This window comes from Fredinandcohnia onubensis (assembly GCF_002734215.1).
GTDB classification, from domain to species: Bacteria; Bacillota; Bacilli; order Bacillales; family Bacillaceae_L; genus Ferdinandcohnia; species Ferdinandcohnia onubensis.
On sequence record NZ_NSEB01000007.1, the window covers coordinates 61,422 to 73,763 of the forward strand.

The 12,342-nt window shown below is 36.5% G+C and carries 18 protein-coding genes; 9 read left to right on the plus strand and 9 right to left on the minus strand.

The window, feature by feature from the left end; translation table 11 throughout:
* From CKK03_RS09445 to CKK03_RS09455, 3 genes are all read left to right on the plus strand, one after another.
* Nucleotides 1-1,242, plus strand: a complete 1,242-nt coding sequence (locus CKK03_RS09445; protein WP_099362346.1) for a heme-copper oxidase family protein — start codon at nt 1-3, stop codon at nt 1,240-1,242.
* A 15-nt stretch (nt 1,243-1,257) separates the two neighbouring features.
* Nucleotides 1,258-1,557, plus strand: coding sequence for a metal-sulfur cluster assembly factor (locus CKK03_RS09450; protein WP_099362347.1), 300 nt, complete (start codon nt 1,258-1,260; stop codon nt 1,555-1,557).
* Between the two features lie 90 nt (nt 1,558-1,647).
* Entirely contained in the window at nt 1,648-1,956 is a 309-nt protein-coding gene (locus tag CKK03_RS09455; protein WP_099354254.1) for a metal-sulfur cluster assembly factor, read from the plus strand.
* A gap of 46 nt (nt 1,957-2,002) precedes the next feature.
* Here the strand turns inward: CKK03_RS09455 and yjfP are convergent, their stop codons facing one another.
* Nucleotides 2,003-2,770 carry an esterase gene (gene yjfP, locus CKK03_RS09460; RefSeq protein ID WP_099362348.1) on the minus strand — a complete coding sequence of 256 codons (768 nt, stop codon included), beginning with the start codon at nt 2,768-2,770 and terminating at the stop codon, nt 2,003-2,005.
* A gap of 153 nt (nt 2,771-2,923) precedes the next feature.
* Here yjfP and CKK03_RS09465 point away from each other — a divergent pair, with 153 nt between their 5' ends.
* The 3 genes from CKK03_RS09465 to CKK03_RS09475 all read left to right on the plus strand — a co-directional run bounded on the left by CKK03_RS09465 (nt 2,924) and on the right by CKK03_RS09475 (nt 4,203).
* Nucleotides 2,924-3,745 carry a Cof-type HAD-IIB family hydrolase gene (locus CKK03_RS09465; protein WP_099362349.1) on the plus strand — a complete coding sequence of 274 codons (822 nt, stop codon included), beginning with the start codon at nt 2,924-2,926 and terminating at the stop codon, nt 3,743-3,745.
* Between the two features lie 109 nt (nt 3,746-3,854).
* Nucleotides 3,855-4,004 (plus strand): competence protein, encoded by a 150-nt coding sequence (locus CKK03_RS09470; protein WP_099354257.1) that lies wholly within the window; start codon nt 3,855-3,857, stop codon nt 4,002-4,004.
* Nucleotide 4,005: 1 nt separating this feature from the next.
* A complete protein-coding gene (locus tag CKK03_RS09475) occupies nt 4,006-4,203 on the plus strand; it encodes a DUF3813 domain-containing protein (RefSeq protein WP_099354258.1) in 198 nt (65 codons plus the stop codon).
* Nucleotides 4,204-4,262: 59 nt separating this feature from the next.
* Here CKK03_RS09475 and CKK03_RS09480 read toward each other — a convergent pair whose 3' ends face one another.
* Together CKK03_RS09480 and CKK03_RS09485 are read right to left on the minus strand one after the other, a co-directional pair.
* Complete coding sequence (locus CKK03_RS09480; protein WP_099362350.1) at nt 4,263-5,144, minus strand: BsuPI-related putative proteinase inhibitor; 882 nt, start codon at nt 5,142-5,144, stop codon at nt 4,263-4,265.
* A gap of 49 nt (nt 5,145-5,193) precedes the next feature.
* Nucleotides 5,194-6,036, minus strand: a complete 843-nt coding sequence (locus CKK03_RS09485; protein WP_099362351.1) for a YitT family protein — start codon at nt 6,034-6,036, stop codon at nt 5,194-5,196.
* A 157-nt stretch (nt 6,037-6,193) separates the two neighbouring features.
* On the opposite strand from CKK03_RS09485, the gene CKK03_RS09490 reads away from it, so the two are divergent.
* Both CKK03_RS09490 and CKK03_RS09495 read left to right on the plus strand, forming a co-directional pair.
* Nucleotides 6,194-7,057: a DegV family protein gene (locus CKK03_RS09490; RefSeq protein WP_099362352.1), complete on the plus strand. Its 864-nt coding sequence runs from the start codon at nt 6,194-6,196 to the stop codon at nt 7,055-7,057.
* Between the two features lie 64 nt (nt 7,058-7,121).
* Nucleotides 7,122-7,253 (plus strand): DUF3941 domain-containing protein, encoded by a 132-nt coding sequence (locus CKK03_RS09495; protein WP_099354262.1) that lies wholly within the window; start codon nt 7,122-7,124, stop codon nt 7,251-7,253.
* A gap of 41 nt (nt 7,254-7,294) precedes the next feature.
* On the opposite strand, the gene CKK03_RS09500 is transcribed toward CKK03_RS09495, so the two are convergent.
* Nucleotides 7,295-8,158 carry a CvfB family protein gene (locus CKK03_RS09500; RefSeq protein ID WP_099362353.1) on the minus strand — a complete coding sequence of 288 codons (864 nt, stop codon included), beginning with the start codon at nt 8,156-8,158 and terminating at the stop codon, nt 7,295-7,297.
* A 169-nt stretch (nt 8,159-8,327) separates the two neighbouring features.
* Between CKK03_RS09500 and CKK03_RS09505 the strand changes: the two genes are divergently transcribed.
* Nucleotides 8,328-8,819: a YajQ family cyclic di-GMP-binding protein gene (locus CKK03_RS09505; RefSeq protein WP_099362354.1), complete on the plus strand. Its 492-nt coding sequence runs from the start codon at nt 8,328-8,330 to the stop codon at nt 8,817-8,819.
* 34 nt (nt 8,820-8,853) lie between these two features.
* Here the strand turns inward: CKK03_RS09505 and CKK03_RS09510 are convergent, their stop codons facing one another.
* The 5 genes from CKK03_RS09510 to CKK03_RS09525 all read right to left on the minus strand — a co-directional run bounded on the left by CKK03_RS09510 (nt 8,854) and on the right by CKK03_RS09525 (nt 12,335).
* On the minus strand, nt 8,854-9,294 hold the full coding sequence (locus tag CKK03_RS09510) for a YtoQ family protein (RefSeq protein WP_099362355.1): 441 nt from the start codon (nt 9,292-9,294) through the stop codon (nt 8,854-8,856).
* Nucleotides 9,295-9,341: 47 nt separating this feature from the next.
* Complete coding sequence (locus CKK03_RS09515; protein ID WP_099362356.1) at nt 9,342-9,851, minus strand: GNAT family N-acetyltransferase; 510 nt, start codon at nt 9,849-9,851, stop codon at nt 9,342-9,344.
* 388 nt (nt 9,852-10,239) lie between these two features.
* On the minus strand, nt 10,240-10,443 hold the full coding sequence (locus CKK03_RS09520; protein ID WP_099362357.1) for a hypothetical protein: 204 nt from the start codon (nt 10,441-10,443) through the stop codon (nt 10,240-10,242).
* Nucleotides 10,444-10,459: 16 nt separating this feature from the next.
* On the minus strand, nt 10,460-10,606 hold the full coding sequence (locus CKK03_RS23665; RefSeq protein WP_180271211.1) for a hypothetical protein: 147 nt from the start codon (nt 10,604-10,606) through the stop codon (nt 10,460-10,462).
* Between the two features lie 13 nt (nt 10,607-10,619).
* Nucleotides 10,620-12,335: a M56 family metallopeptidase gene (locus CKK03_RS09525; RefSeq protein WP_099362358.1), complete on the minus strand. Its 1,716-nt coding sequence runs from the start codon at nt 12,333-12,335 to the stop codon at nt 10,620-10,622.
* Between the last annotated feature and the right edge of the window lie 7 nt (nt 12,336-12,342).

The window sequence follows — 12,342 nt, forward strand, 5'->3', positions numbered from 1 at the left end:
ATGATACCTCAATTATCAAATGAAACAAATATCAGGCTACCGCTTTCATTCATTATTTTTAGTATTGTGGCATTGGTATCATCCCAAGTCATCCTCCTATTCAATGGACATATGGTGATTGATGGGATCTTTAGAACCCCTGCCATCCTATCATCAGCTCATTTACTCATTCTTGGTTGGGCCTTAATGGTTGCGATGGGGGCAATGTATCAGCTTGTACCGGTAGCCTTTCTAACTCCGATTTGGAGTGAAAAATTCGGATTTATTCAATTTTGGATAACGGCAATTGGTTTTGGTGGATTTGGTATTACTCTATCTTTTTCACCTACCATTTCTATTTTTACAGGTTCACTTGCTGTAATTGGAATTTTATTATTTCTTGTTCAAATGTTTATGACAATAAAAAAACAGGCAAAGAAAAACATTCTAACGGCATTCGTTGGTAGTGCTCTAATTTGCTTGCTAGTCACTATTTCACTAGGAATTCTATTAATCGTTAATTTAGGAGCTGGAATAGCACACCTAGACCATTTTGCTGTTCTAAAAAGTCATATGCTACTAGGTGTGGCAGGATGGTTTACATTTTTAATTTTCGGCTTTTCCTATAAAATGGTCCCTATGTTTTCGTTAGCACATGGATTTTCGATGAAACTATCAAGTTGGGTCTATACTGTTTACGCCATTGGACTAGTCGTAACCACTTGCAGCTTTATTACTGAAGTGAACTTATTGTTACAAGTTGGTATGGCCTTGCTTTTTGCAGGTTTCGCCTTATTTTCTTACCATATTTCCACTATCATCAAGGTTAGATTAAAGAAAAAGCTTGATAAACCATTTATTTTTTCATTAATTGCCATTTGTTTTGGCTTAGTTATTCACTTTTTCGGAATGGTTCTCGCATTCCTACCAGGGCATTACGAAATTTATGGCGTCCTTGTCTTTCTTTATATTTTCTTGTGGATTGCGGGTAGCATTCTTGGCTATTTATATAAAATTATTCCTTTTCTTTGGTGGACACATAAATATAGCAAACTGATTGGTAAAAGTGATGTGCCTACTTTAAAACAAATGATTGATGAAAAAATGGCAATTCCCATTTTTATAGGTTTCGTTACTGGATGTGTTGTCGTAATTTTAGCCATTGCAACTAGACAATTGCTTATCTTTTCGATTGGTCAAAGTATTGTTGTCGCTTCAACCTTCTTTTTCAGTTACAGCATTATTAAGGTTCTATTTAAATAAAAGGGGAGAATCACAATGGAATTAAATGAGAAAATTCTTGAGCAGTTAAAACAAGTGATTGATCCTGAATTAAATATTAATGTTGTTGATTTAGGACTTATATATGAAATCAATATTAAAGAAAATAATAATGTATATATTGAAATGACGCTAACTACTCCCGGTTGTCCACTACATGATAGTATTACCAGTGGAGTGAAGCATGCAGTTGCCTACCTTGAAGAAGTAAATGATATTGAGGTTTTAATGGTCTGGCATCCTGCTTGGTCTCCTGAACGCATGTCTGAAGCTGCCATGAAGCAACTCAGAGGTTAAACTTTATTCAGCAAAATGCAGAGGATTTCACATTCTTAGTTTGTTTCGTTATACTTTAAATAAGCTATTTCTCGAAAGGAGAGGTTTTAGATGGATGAAGCTTTAAAGGAAAATATGTTGGGGGCACTTGAACAAGTTGTTGACCCTGAATTAGGTATTGATATTGTTAACCTAGGTCTTGTCTATGATGTGGATATGAATGATGAGGGTGTCGCTCAAGTTTCGATGACGTTAACATCAATGGGATGCCCACTTGCTGGAACGATTGCAATGGACGTAAAACGCGTTCTTACTGAATTACCAGAAGTAAAAGACGTAGATGTTAACATTGTTTGGAATCCACCTTGGAACAAGGATATGATGAGCCGTTACGCAAAAATCGCTCTAGGAATTAGATAAAACAAATGGAAAAAGAACGTGTCGACTATGACACGTTCTTTTCTTTTTATAGGTGCTTTTTAAACCATTCAACTGATGCAAGTAGTCCTTCTCTTGTCACTTTATGATCTGCTCGTGTGTCAGCAATAAAAGCTAGATTCTCCTCTTTTCCCTTATACAGTGGTTTAATTTCTTGGTAAAATTCATACGTGTATTTGAAAGGAACCATCCTGTCTTTTTCACCATGCCAGAAAAACAATGGTCTTCCGTTTACTTTTTCAGGTTGCATGCTTAAATCATATTTCCGTAATTCTGCATATTTTTCTTCCAACTCAGCATCTGAGAAAGGAAGTTCAATGTCATGTCGCTTCAATTCCTCAATTTGCCCCCGACAGAACTCCTCATAATATGGACTCCCCATTAAACTTACTGCAGCCTTAATCCAAGGATATTGGGTCAATGCCCCTAACGTCACGATACCTCCCATTGAAGTACCTGCCACACCGATTCTTGCCTCATCAATTTGGCCTTGGTTTTGTAGTTCGTCCTTAATGATTTGAAGTTCTTTAATTTCATTGACAACGATATCCCAAAACTTATAATCCATTTCATGATTATCTATGCCCTTATCTCTTTCACCATGATAGTCTGCTTCGGGCAATACTACACGAAATCCTTGTTCTGCATAAAGATAGGCATAGTGTAAATTATGTTCTTTCGCACTACCAAATCCATGAACAAAGAGGATCAACGGCAACGCTTCGTCTTTTAACTGATTTTTAACAATATGTAATGCTGGTATTTCTGCATATTTCTTATTTTCAATAATAATCATCTTTTGTATGTACTCCTTTTATGAAAACTTTAGCCATCCTCTAGTGTATCATTTGTTGGAAGTTTATTGAAAAATATTGACTTTTCAATTGACGATTATTTTAATATCTGTTTAAGTTAAGGAAAAAGATAATAGGTTCACAAGGAGATTGATATGACTAAACAACACTTAATTGCACTTGACCTAGACGGCACTCTACTAAAAGATGATAAAACGATCTCAAAAAGAACAAAAGATACGATTGAAAAAGCCAAAAAAGCCGGCCATATGGTGATGATTGCAACAGGAAGACCTTTCCGTTCGAGCTCAATGTATTATCAAGAACTTAGTCTTACAACACCAATCGTTAACTTTAATGGGGCCTTTGTCCATCACCCACTTGATCAAAAATGGGGAGTGTACCATGATACACTCGATTTAAAAACGGTAAAAGAAATTGTTAATGTTGCTGATGAGCTCCGTGTAAAAAATATTTTAGCGGAAGTAATAGATGATGTGTATTTTCATTTTCACGATGAATCGATGTTAGATATTTTTGGAATGGGAAAACCAAATATTGAAACGGGTGATTTACGAAAAATTTTAAAACATGATCCAACTTCACTACTCATTCACCCTGATGAAGAAATAGCAGATAAAATCCGAAAGTATCTTTCTGACATGCATGCTGAAGTAGTCGATCACCGCAAATGGGCCGCCCCTTGGCATGTGATTGAAATTGTTAAATCAGGATTAAATAAAGCTGTTGGTATTCAAAAAGTCGCTGACTATTATCAGATTCCAAAAGACAGAATTATTGCTTTTGGAGATGAAGACAATGATTTGGAAATGATTGAATACGCTGGTCACGGGATTGCCATGGGGAACGGGATTGACGAGCTAAAGAGTATTGCTAACCATGTAACAATGACTAATGAAGAAGACGGAATTGCTCTTTATTTAGAGGATGTTCTAAAATTGGAGAAAAATAAGTAGGTTGGTTCAGAAATAATTACCTGATATAACCCAAACGTAAAACTCAAACAATATAACTAGTGCTACAAAGAAGCACTTCTTTTAAAGCTGTTAAAGGGGGAATTTACGGATGGGTAGTAATAAATCAAAACGATTTGTTCATCAAGGTGCAGATGCTGTTCAACAACATGCTCAGCGCTTTCCTTACCGTTCCACTCTAGCTGAAGCAGAAGCAAAGAAAAAAGCGAATGTCGAAAACTCATCACTTGGAGGAATTTAATATGGGAAACCGTTTATTCCAAAAGGCTCGTGAAACCGTAGAAGTTGCGAAATTAGCGAGTGCGGGCCAAAGTGATACATCCTTACAGGATGCCGTTTCGGTTGCTAAAAATGCACTTTCTTCTGCATATGCTAACTCTACAACAGCCGAAAAAGAACAACTCCGCGAATTGCAAAATGAATTAGACCAACTTCAATGACCTTTGGCTAATTCAAGAAAAAATAGGGTCAGACTTAACGTCTGACCCTTCCCCTATTTTTATTGGAATTGCTGTAGTTTTGCATGATAAAGATTTGTGATCGAACCGTCTTTTGCACTTCTTTCATATAAATGAAGAATCAACGCTCCATTTGTTGGAATTTTATCCTTAGGAATTGAAATGTTAATTTCAAATGGTGCCCATGCTGGTGCACCCTCTGATGCCGTTTGAAGTGTTTCAGGAATTACATAATCATGCCCATCCTCTACAGCATAGAAGAAGGTTGCTTCAAATACTCTTACTTCCCCAGTTACCGTATATTCACCATTTTCACCAAGTACCTGAACATTACGAAATGCTGTATTTCCTTCTTCAGGAATTGTAAAACTCTCTTCTGCCTGTAATGCATTGTTTTCAATTTTTTGTCCATTAACTTCTGATGCTGTTATGAAAATATGTGCTTTGTATTCTCCAGGAGCAAGCCTCGTTCCATCATTTGATGTGTAATCCCATGGCTCTTCCCAAACCTTTTCTTGACCAGGCTTTAATTCCATTTCCTCTATTGACTGGATAAACATTTTATCAATTGAATAGCTGTAAACTTCCTTTCCATCTGCATTCTTCACAATAATTTCATATTTTTGACCAGATGGTATCGTCAGTTTTACTGAATTGTCGCTTGTGTTTTTGATTGTAATAGTAAAGGTTGCTTCGTTTTCTCCTGTTTTAATTGAAAGGTCAGTTTGCAGTTTTTCAACCACGTTCTCTTCACCTCCAGGTTCTTCACCCTCTTGTGCTGGTGGTGTTTCTTTTTCTGTATCTACTTCTTCACCACCACCAGAATTTACTGGAAGAGCCTCTTCGGTTTCCGTTGAGCCACATCCTGTGATGATAAATAGACTCATTACAAATACTAAAGTCACTAGAAGCCATTTTCTCATGTTTGTCACCCCTTTACTCTATTTGTCGAAGTCTCCTACTAAAAAGTTACTACTCTTTGCGAAATAATCCATAAACGCCAATTGTTTGTACAATATTTGTAAATGCATGAGGGTCAACTTCTTTTATGATACGCTCTAAATCATATAATTCATATCTTGTTAAAACAATCATTAACATGTCCTTTGTCTCACTTGAAAATGCTCCTTTGGCAGGGATCAACGTAATTCCTCTTACTAAATTTGAATGAATTGCACTTTTCAATTCGTCCGCATTCTTTGTAACAATCATCGCTGTAACCTTAACATGACTTGTATGAACTGTATCGATAACCTTAGTCAACACATACAAAGCAACAAGTGTATATAATGCCTTTTCCCAACCAAATAAGAATCCTGCAGTAATTATGATTAGCCCGTTAAGTGTAAAAATATAGGTACCAATTGGCTTATCTTTTGATCTTGATAATACAAGCGCTATTATATCAAGACCACCTGTAGATGCTCCCCACTTTAAGGTAAGTCCGATTCCAATGGCTTGAATTACAGCACCAAAGACAGCATTTAGTAAAATATCATTAGAGATACGTTCGAGTGGGATAATCGCCAAGAATAAAGTTGTCAACGCAACTGAAATAAAGCTATAAAGGGTAAATGACTTACCTACCTTCTTCCATCCCAAAATCGCAACGGGTATGTTTAATAATAGTAATATTACACCTGTTGAAATATGAATTGGCGTGTAATCTCCAAGGATTCTAAACAACAGCTGCGATATGCCGGTAAAGCCAGAAGAATAAACATCAGCTGGAATTAAAAAAAGATTTAGGGCCGCAGCATTTAGTAGTGCACCAAAAGTCACAATCAATATTTTTTTCACTTCTCTATTCACCATTCAAATAGTCCTCCTGGAACAACATTCTTCAATCCTAGTAGTAAATTAGTAGTCATACAAAATTTTTCCTCAATTGTTGTATTTTTATCCAATTCTCGCTACACTTACGATAGGCAAGTTTGTTTCAAATTTGACCAAAGAAAAGAAGGTGAGACTTTTGACCGTTAGAATTCTTACTGATAGCGGTAGTGACCTACCACTTCAATTTTTTAAAGAAAATAATGTTACATTATTCTCCTTAGGAGTTCATCTAGATGGGCAAGATTACGAAGATATTGCAACGATTAACCCTGTAAAAGTATTTGAAGCGATGCGAAATGGAAGTGCTCCAAAAACATCCCAAGTTCCTCCACACCGTTTTAAAGAGGTTTTTACTGAAATTGCAAAAGAAAAACAATCTGCTGTCTATATTTCCTTTTCATCACAATTGTCAGGAACCTATCAAACAGCAGTAATGATGAGCGAGGAAGTAAGAGAAGAGTACCCAGACCTTGACTTAACAATTGTGGACACAAAATGTGCATCCCTTGGCCAGGGTCTTGTTGTTAAAGCTGCTGCTGAGCTTGCTAGCAAAGGTGCTTCAAAGGATGAAGTTGTGAACCTTGCGAAATTTTACAGTACTCATATGGAGCATCTTTTCACTGTGGACGACCTTGAATATTTAGCACGTGGTGGAAGAATTAGTAAAGCATCCGCTTTTGTTGGTGGACTCTTGAACATAAAGCCACTTTTAAATGTTGAAGATGGAAAGCTTATTCCACTTGAAAAAATTCGTGGTAAAAAGAAAGTGTATAAACGAATCGTTGAGTTGATGGAAGAGCGCGGGACTGATTTATCAAAGCAAACGATTGGAATTAGTCACGGAGATGTAGAAAATGAGGCACTTGAGGTAAAGAAGTTATTTGAAGAAAAATTCGGATGTAACTCCTTCTTCATTAATGTAATCGGTGCTGCGATTGGTTCTCATGCTGGTCCAGGAACGATTGCAATTTTCTTCTTAGACGAATTGCCAAATAGCTGATCTTACATAGTTTGAAAAACGACTGGATATCCTAAATTTGAACGGATTGAAGGGAGTGTTATTTATGCCAAAAACAAGTGACAATGATAAAAAAGCAAAAGATAACAATGCATTACGCCATGAAAAGAATATGATGAGAGAAAAGAATCGTCAGGCGGGCAAACATCAATATTCAAAGAAAACAGATCATCTTTAAAATGAAACGAAACGCATCGGTAACAGCCGATGCGTTTTTCTTTACTCTTCTTTTTTAAAATATGTCCAACCATCCTCTTGGTATACTTTTCCTTCTTTCATTAGCTTACCAATTGCTCGTTTAAACGCTGCTTTACTCATATCAAATCTGGCTGAAATATCTTCAGGAGAGCTTTTATCCCAATATGGCATAGCCCCACCACGGCTTTCCATATACTGATAAATTTTCCCAGCATCATCATCCATTATTTCATGACTGCGGCCCAGTAGCGACACATTTACAGTCCCATCTTCCTTTACGTCAATAATTCGCCCTTGCACCTTTTCTCCGACTCTTGGTTCCCTTATTCTTTGAGACTCGTGGATAAAGCCGAGGAACCCTTCCTCTGAAATCATAAAAGAGCCAACCATTAATAATCGGTACACAGTTCCAGATATGTTTTTATTAAAATCTTTTCTTGTAGCTGGTTTTGAAATAGAACGAATGACATCTTCAGTTGCAAGCTTTCCAAAGAGTCGTCCGTTTTTATCTGTTCGCAATGAAATATATAGTTGATCGCCTGGCTCGGGCCAAAGATCCCACACCTCATGCAAATCATCCTTTGAGACTAATATATCCTTGCTAATCCCAATATCAACAAAAACGCCCAATTCACGTTTGACTTCAACTACACTGGCCCAATCATAGGAACCGATTTGAATAGTCGGTATTGTCATAGAGGCTGCTAGTCTTCCTTGATGATCTTGAAAAAGAAAAACAGTTACGTCCTCTTCCGGATCGAATCCATCTATAATTTCATTTTCATGTAAAAGCACATCTTCTTCACCGTTTGTTAAAAAATAGCCAAACGGAGCGTCTCTATCCACTCGTAAAGTTACAACCGTACCCGGTATTAATTCATTCATTTATTAAAGCCCTCTTTCTCATGTACTTAGCTTATCTGCTATTGCTATTGTCTTACATAGTATAGACGTTTACGACCATCATTTACTAGTATTGTTTTGGAAAAAGTTGTCCTAATTGCTAAGATTGACTATAATCAAGGGAAATAAACTATTTTTTTGGAGGTTGGCAATGGCAAAGGAAAGCTCATTCGATATTGTGTCAAAGATAGATTTGCCTGAAGTAACAAATGCAATAAGTATTGCAAAAAAAGAGATTCAAACTCGGTATGATTTCAAAGGTAGTAAAAGTGACATCACGCTTGATAAGGAAGAACTCGTTTTAGTATCTGATGACGAGTACAAACTGGAGCAACTGAAGGATGTCCTGATCAGTAAAATGATTAAGCGTGGGGTTCCCACTCGTAATATTGATTATGGAAAAATTGAAAATGCATCTGGTGGAACCGTACGTCAACGCGCGAAACTTATTCAAGGCATCGACAAGGAGAACGCGAAGAAGATTAACACCATTATTAAAAACAGCGGCCTAAAAGTAAAGAGCCAGGTTCAGGATGATCAAGTTCGTGTAACCGGAAAAAGCAGAGATGATCTTCAACAAATTATCAACGCCATCCGTGAAGCCGATTTACCGATTGATGTGCAGTTTATAAACTACAGATAATAAAAATGCAGCGGACTAAACCCGCTGCATTTTTTTATTCAAATATGTAAGTTAACACTTCTAATGCTTGATCAACCGTTTCGACAGTGACGTTGGCCTTATTTGATAATTCCTTTAATGGATGAATCAGTGATGGTGGTCTAACAATAATGGTTGGTTTATTCATCGTAATGGCTGCACTCGCATCCATGGCTGTATTCCACTGTTTGTACTTTTCCCCGAACAAAGCAATGACCACGTCAGATTTTTGCATTAATACTTGTGTTCTGAAATTATTAATCGCTGATGCTGCATCGTCCTTGTAATAATTACCAGGTTGTTCGCCCAAAATTTGTTCTCCAATATCATCAGACTTATCATGGTCTGTTTGTGGTCCAACAAATGTTAACGGAAGATTTTTTGATTTCGCTTTATCCTTAATTTCCTCTCGCCAATTGTCATGAATTTGCCCAGCTAAATATACTGTCAGTTCCATGTTTTCTCCTCCTATTACCTTTTCATTATCTTATCATACATCTATAGTTATTTTACAAATTTATACATTATGATTTCATCTTCATAATGTGTATCACTAAATTTAACAAACTTAACTTTTCGCCCTTCCTCTTGGAAGCCAAATTTTTTATATAGATGGATTGCTCTATGATTATGTGAAAACACCTCGAGACATACCTTTTCAAGTCCAGGCTCTTCCTGTGCCCAATCAAACAAATAACTCATTAGGTTGCTGCCAATTCCCTGATTACAATATGCTTCTTGAATACTAATTCCAAAGTAACCTAAATGAGAGAGACGCTTCCGTTTCGATGTCTTGAAATTTAAATTGCCAACAATTTTTCCATCCTTTTCGGCTACTATAATTAAATTCCCTGGTTTTGAATGCTCCTCAATCCATTTTTCCTCATCCTCAATACTGGAATTAAATTCTTCAGGTGACGTCAGCATGTATGTGGATTCATTAAGAATGATTTTTGTATGTTCAATTAATTGAAATGCATCCGCTTCTCTAGCATGTCTAATATTAATTCCCATAAAAACCTCCATCTCGAATCAGTATTTATTATCTATTTCTTTAAATATAATGGAATTCCTTTTTATTAAAGGGGATTTCGAAAACATTGTTGTTTGAAGTGAATGGTTCGAGCCTTTGAATATGAAATGGATATCGAGGAAAAGTAAAAAATCTTTGTTTATGGTTGGACTTTTAGAAGTTTATGGAAATACATATTGCATAAACACCTTTTATGATTGTACTTTTGGTTGATTCTGGAAAAGTCCATGGAATAAACATCACTTATAAATAGACAGTTGGATTATTATGGAAAAACACATTGCATAAACGCCTTTTTTGACCTATTGTACTCTTTCCACAAAGCAATAAAAGAAGACCTCCCCTTGAGGAAAGTCTCCTGAATTAAACTTAGTAAAAACCAACAACTTGCAAAACAATCACGCCTACGATTGATACAATACTGCCTGTAAAAAGAACTATAAGAAGAGTTTTTAATTTCCTTGTATCTATCCAAACGACGCCACCAACCAAAATTGTAAACAGCAATCCAAAAAAGAGAGATGCATATGGACTTGTTGGAGTTATCCAATCGTTAAGACTTAAGAAATCCATTTTCTCAACTCCTACTCTATGATTGTATAGCAGGTGTACTCAAGAAAACTGTAAGTCCCGCTGCAATCGCCAAAACCACTCCAACGGGGGTATATGACGATAAATAAATACCTAACGGAAAAACAAGCGCCCCAAGGACAAATAATACCTTTGCGATTTTCATAACCTCACCTCTTCTATCTAGATACTGACTCCTTTAAACGATCAACCATCCAGCGATTTCGGATTTTTCTCCCCCAGCCCGCTTTGTTTTCTCTTAAGGACTGGACTCTCCAATACATCGGTGGGTGAAGCATGAATTGAAATTCAACAAACCTCCATAAAAGTGAATCTCGCTCAATTGATGACTTTGTCTCATCTTTCTCGCCCTTTAGAACCGTACTATATGAGAGTGATTTATTAATCGCTTCGTCCTGTTTCTCTGCTAAAGCGATCAAACTGGTTGACATTTGCTCACTTCCCCCATCCAGCAGCGATGCTCCAAGGTGATCTGCACGGACTTCCATCCACTGCGAACAAAAAGATTGGATGATCGGGAATAGAATCATTAAAATCCATATTAATAAAAAAATAGGAATACTATATTCTTCAATGTTTGCAATATATTCTTGAATGGCTAAAACCACACCAAGAACGATTAGCAAATAACCTAGTCTCCAAAGTTGACCCCACAACACATCTCGCTTTTTGACATGAATTGCTTCATGGGCAAGGATACCTTCTATTGCTGCAGATGGTAGTTTTAATGTAGCACTAGTTAGGGTAACCATCGCTTTACCAATATTCATACCTGTCGCAAGGCCATTATACTCGCTGCTTTCGGTTTCATAGAGTCGGATATTCGGAATACCGGCCTTTTCAAAAATCCGTTGAGATATTTCGATTAGTTGTGGATTCGTAGTCTCCTTTGCATCCATTGCTACTTTTAAAACCTGATCCGAAATATAGAGATTAAAAAGCCAATAGGCTAAAATGACGGTAACCATAATCCAAGGCGCAACTTCGAAATAATATAAAAGGAGAAGTAAACCTGTGTAGGCTGAAATACCTTTTACTGTTGTTGCAAAATAGAGCTTTCCAATTAATCGTTTTACATTTTTTCGATGCCAAAATGGTAAAACGATTTGTGGCTCTTTCACAATTTCCTCAAACTTGGTCATTTCCTCGAACGTTCTTTTCCATTTTTCCGGTTCTAAAATCGTTAAATAAATTGTTTCACCAGGTAAAGATAGACGTAATACCTTCTGAAAGTTTGTTGTTAAATCAGTATTAGAAGAAAACATTGTAAATAATGGATGAAGCTTTAACATGTCTACATTCGTTTCTAGCTTCACTTCCTCCAAATCATCTATTGGAATTTTTCGAGATTCAAAGCGTGAGGTGAGATATAATTGCTTTCCTTCTAAGTCGAAAAATATTTTTACAGTTGCATAACTGCCTATTCTTTTTATAACTTCTGTAAATGTACTGACCAGTCCGAAAACAATAATGTATTTTAACGGACTATATTCAGGACCAAAGATGTAAAACATGATACCACCAAACACAACTAATCCAGTCATTAATATATCGGATGCAATTCTCCTCAAATTACGTTTTAAAGTGATTTCCTCCACCACTATCTGACGTAATTCTTTTTCAATTTCAATACGTTTTTCATCTCCTGTAGTTAGCGAGATTGCAAGAAAATAGCCACTTGAAATAAACGCGATATAGATGAACCCATTCATAAAGGAAAATTGATAAAACACAAATCCTATCGAAAGTAGACCCAGGATTATTTCAATTGTCGTACCTACTTTTTTATTTAACTTCCCGAAAATCAAACCTATGATTTGGATTCCGGCCCCTACTAATATATACAATACGATCAAATTCCAACTTGGTAGCAAAGGCCCC

What these genes read in the sequence shown, in the direction of transcription:
- CKK03_RS09485 (WP_099362351.1), bottom strand. Translation starts at nt 6,036, where the DNA reads ATGGTGAATAGAGAAGTGAAAAAAATATTGATTGTGACTTTTGGTGCA.
- CKK03_RS09500 (WP_099362353.1), bottom strand. Translation starts at nt 8,158, where the DNA reads ATGAATGAATTAATACCGGGTACGGTTGTAACTTTACGAGTGGATAGA.
- CKK03_RS09455 (WP_099354254.1), top strand. Translation starts at nt 1,648, where the DNA reads ATGGATGAAGCTTTAAAGGAAAATATGTTGGGGGCACTTGAACAAGTT.
- CKK03_RS09510 (WP_099362355.1), bottom strand. Translation starts at nt 9,294, where the DNA reads ATGGAACTGACAGTATATTTAGCTGGGCAAATTCATGACAATTGGCGA.
- CKK03_RS09445 (WP_099362346.1), top strand. Translation starts at nt 1, where the DNA reads ATGATACCTCAATTATCAAATGAAACAAATATCAGGCTACCGCTTTCA.
- CKK03_RS09495 (WP_099354262.1), top strand. Translation starts at nt 7,122, where the DNA reads ATGCCAAAAACAAGTGACAATGATAAAAAAGCAAAAGATAACAATGCA.
- CKK03_RS09480 (WP_099362350.1), bottom strand. Translation starts at nt 5,144, where the DNA reads ATGAGAAAATGGCTTCTAGTGACTTTAGTATTTGTAATGAGTCTATTT.
- CKK03_RS09475 (WP_099354258.1), top strand. Translation starts at nt 4,006, where the DNA reads ATGGGAAACCGTTTATTCCAAAAGGCTCGTGAAACCGTAGAAGTTGCG.
- CKK03_RS09450 (WP_099362347.1), top strand. Translation starts at nt 1,258, where the DNA reads ATGGAATTAAATGAGAAAATTCTTGAGCAGTTAAAACAAGTGATTGAT.
- yjfP (WP_099362348.1), bottom strand. Translation starts at nt 2,770, where the DNA reads ATGATTATTATTGAAAATAAGAAATATGCAGAAATACCAGCATTACAT.
- CKK03_RS09505 (WP_099362354.1), top strand. Translation starts at nt 8,328, where the DNA reads ATGGCAAAGGAAAGCTCATTCGATATTGTGTCAAAGATAGATTTGCCT.
- CKK03_RS09470 (WP_099354257.1), top strand. Translation starts at nt 3,855, where the DNA reads ATGGGTAGTAATAAATCAAAACGATTTGTTCATCAAGGTGCAGATGCT.
- CKK03_RS09515 (WP_099362356.1), bottom strand. Translation starts at nt 9,851, where the DNA reads ATGGGAATTAATATTAGACATGCTAGAGAAGCGGATGCATTTCAATTA.
- CKK03_RS23665 (WP_180271211.1), bottom strand. Translation starts at nt 10,606, where the DNA reads ATGAAAATCGCAAAGGTATTATTTGTCCTTGGGGCGCTTGTTTTTCCG.
- CKK03_RS09465 (WP_099362349.1), top strand. Translation starts at nt 2,924, where the DNA reads ATGACTAAACAACACTTAATTGCACTTGACCTAGACGGCACTCTACTA.
- CKK03_RS09520 (WP_099362357.1), bottom strand. Translation starts at nt 10,443, where the DNA reads ATGGATTTCTTAAGTCTTAACGATTGGATAACTCCAACAAGTCCATAT.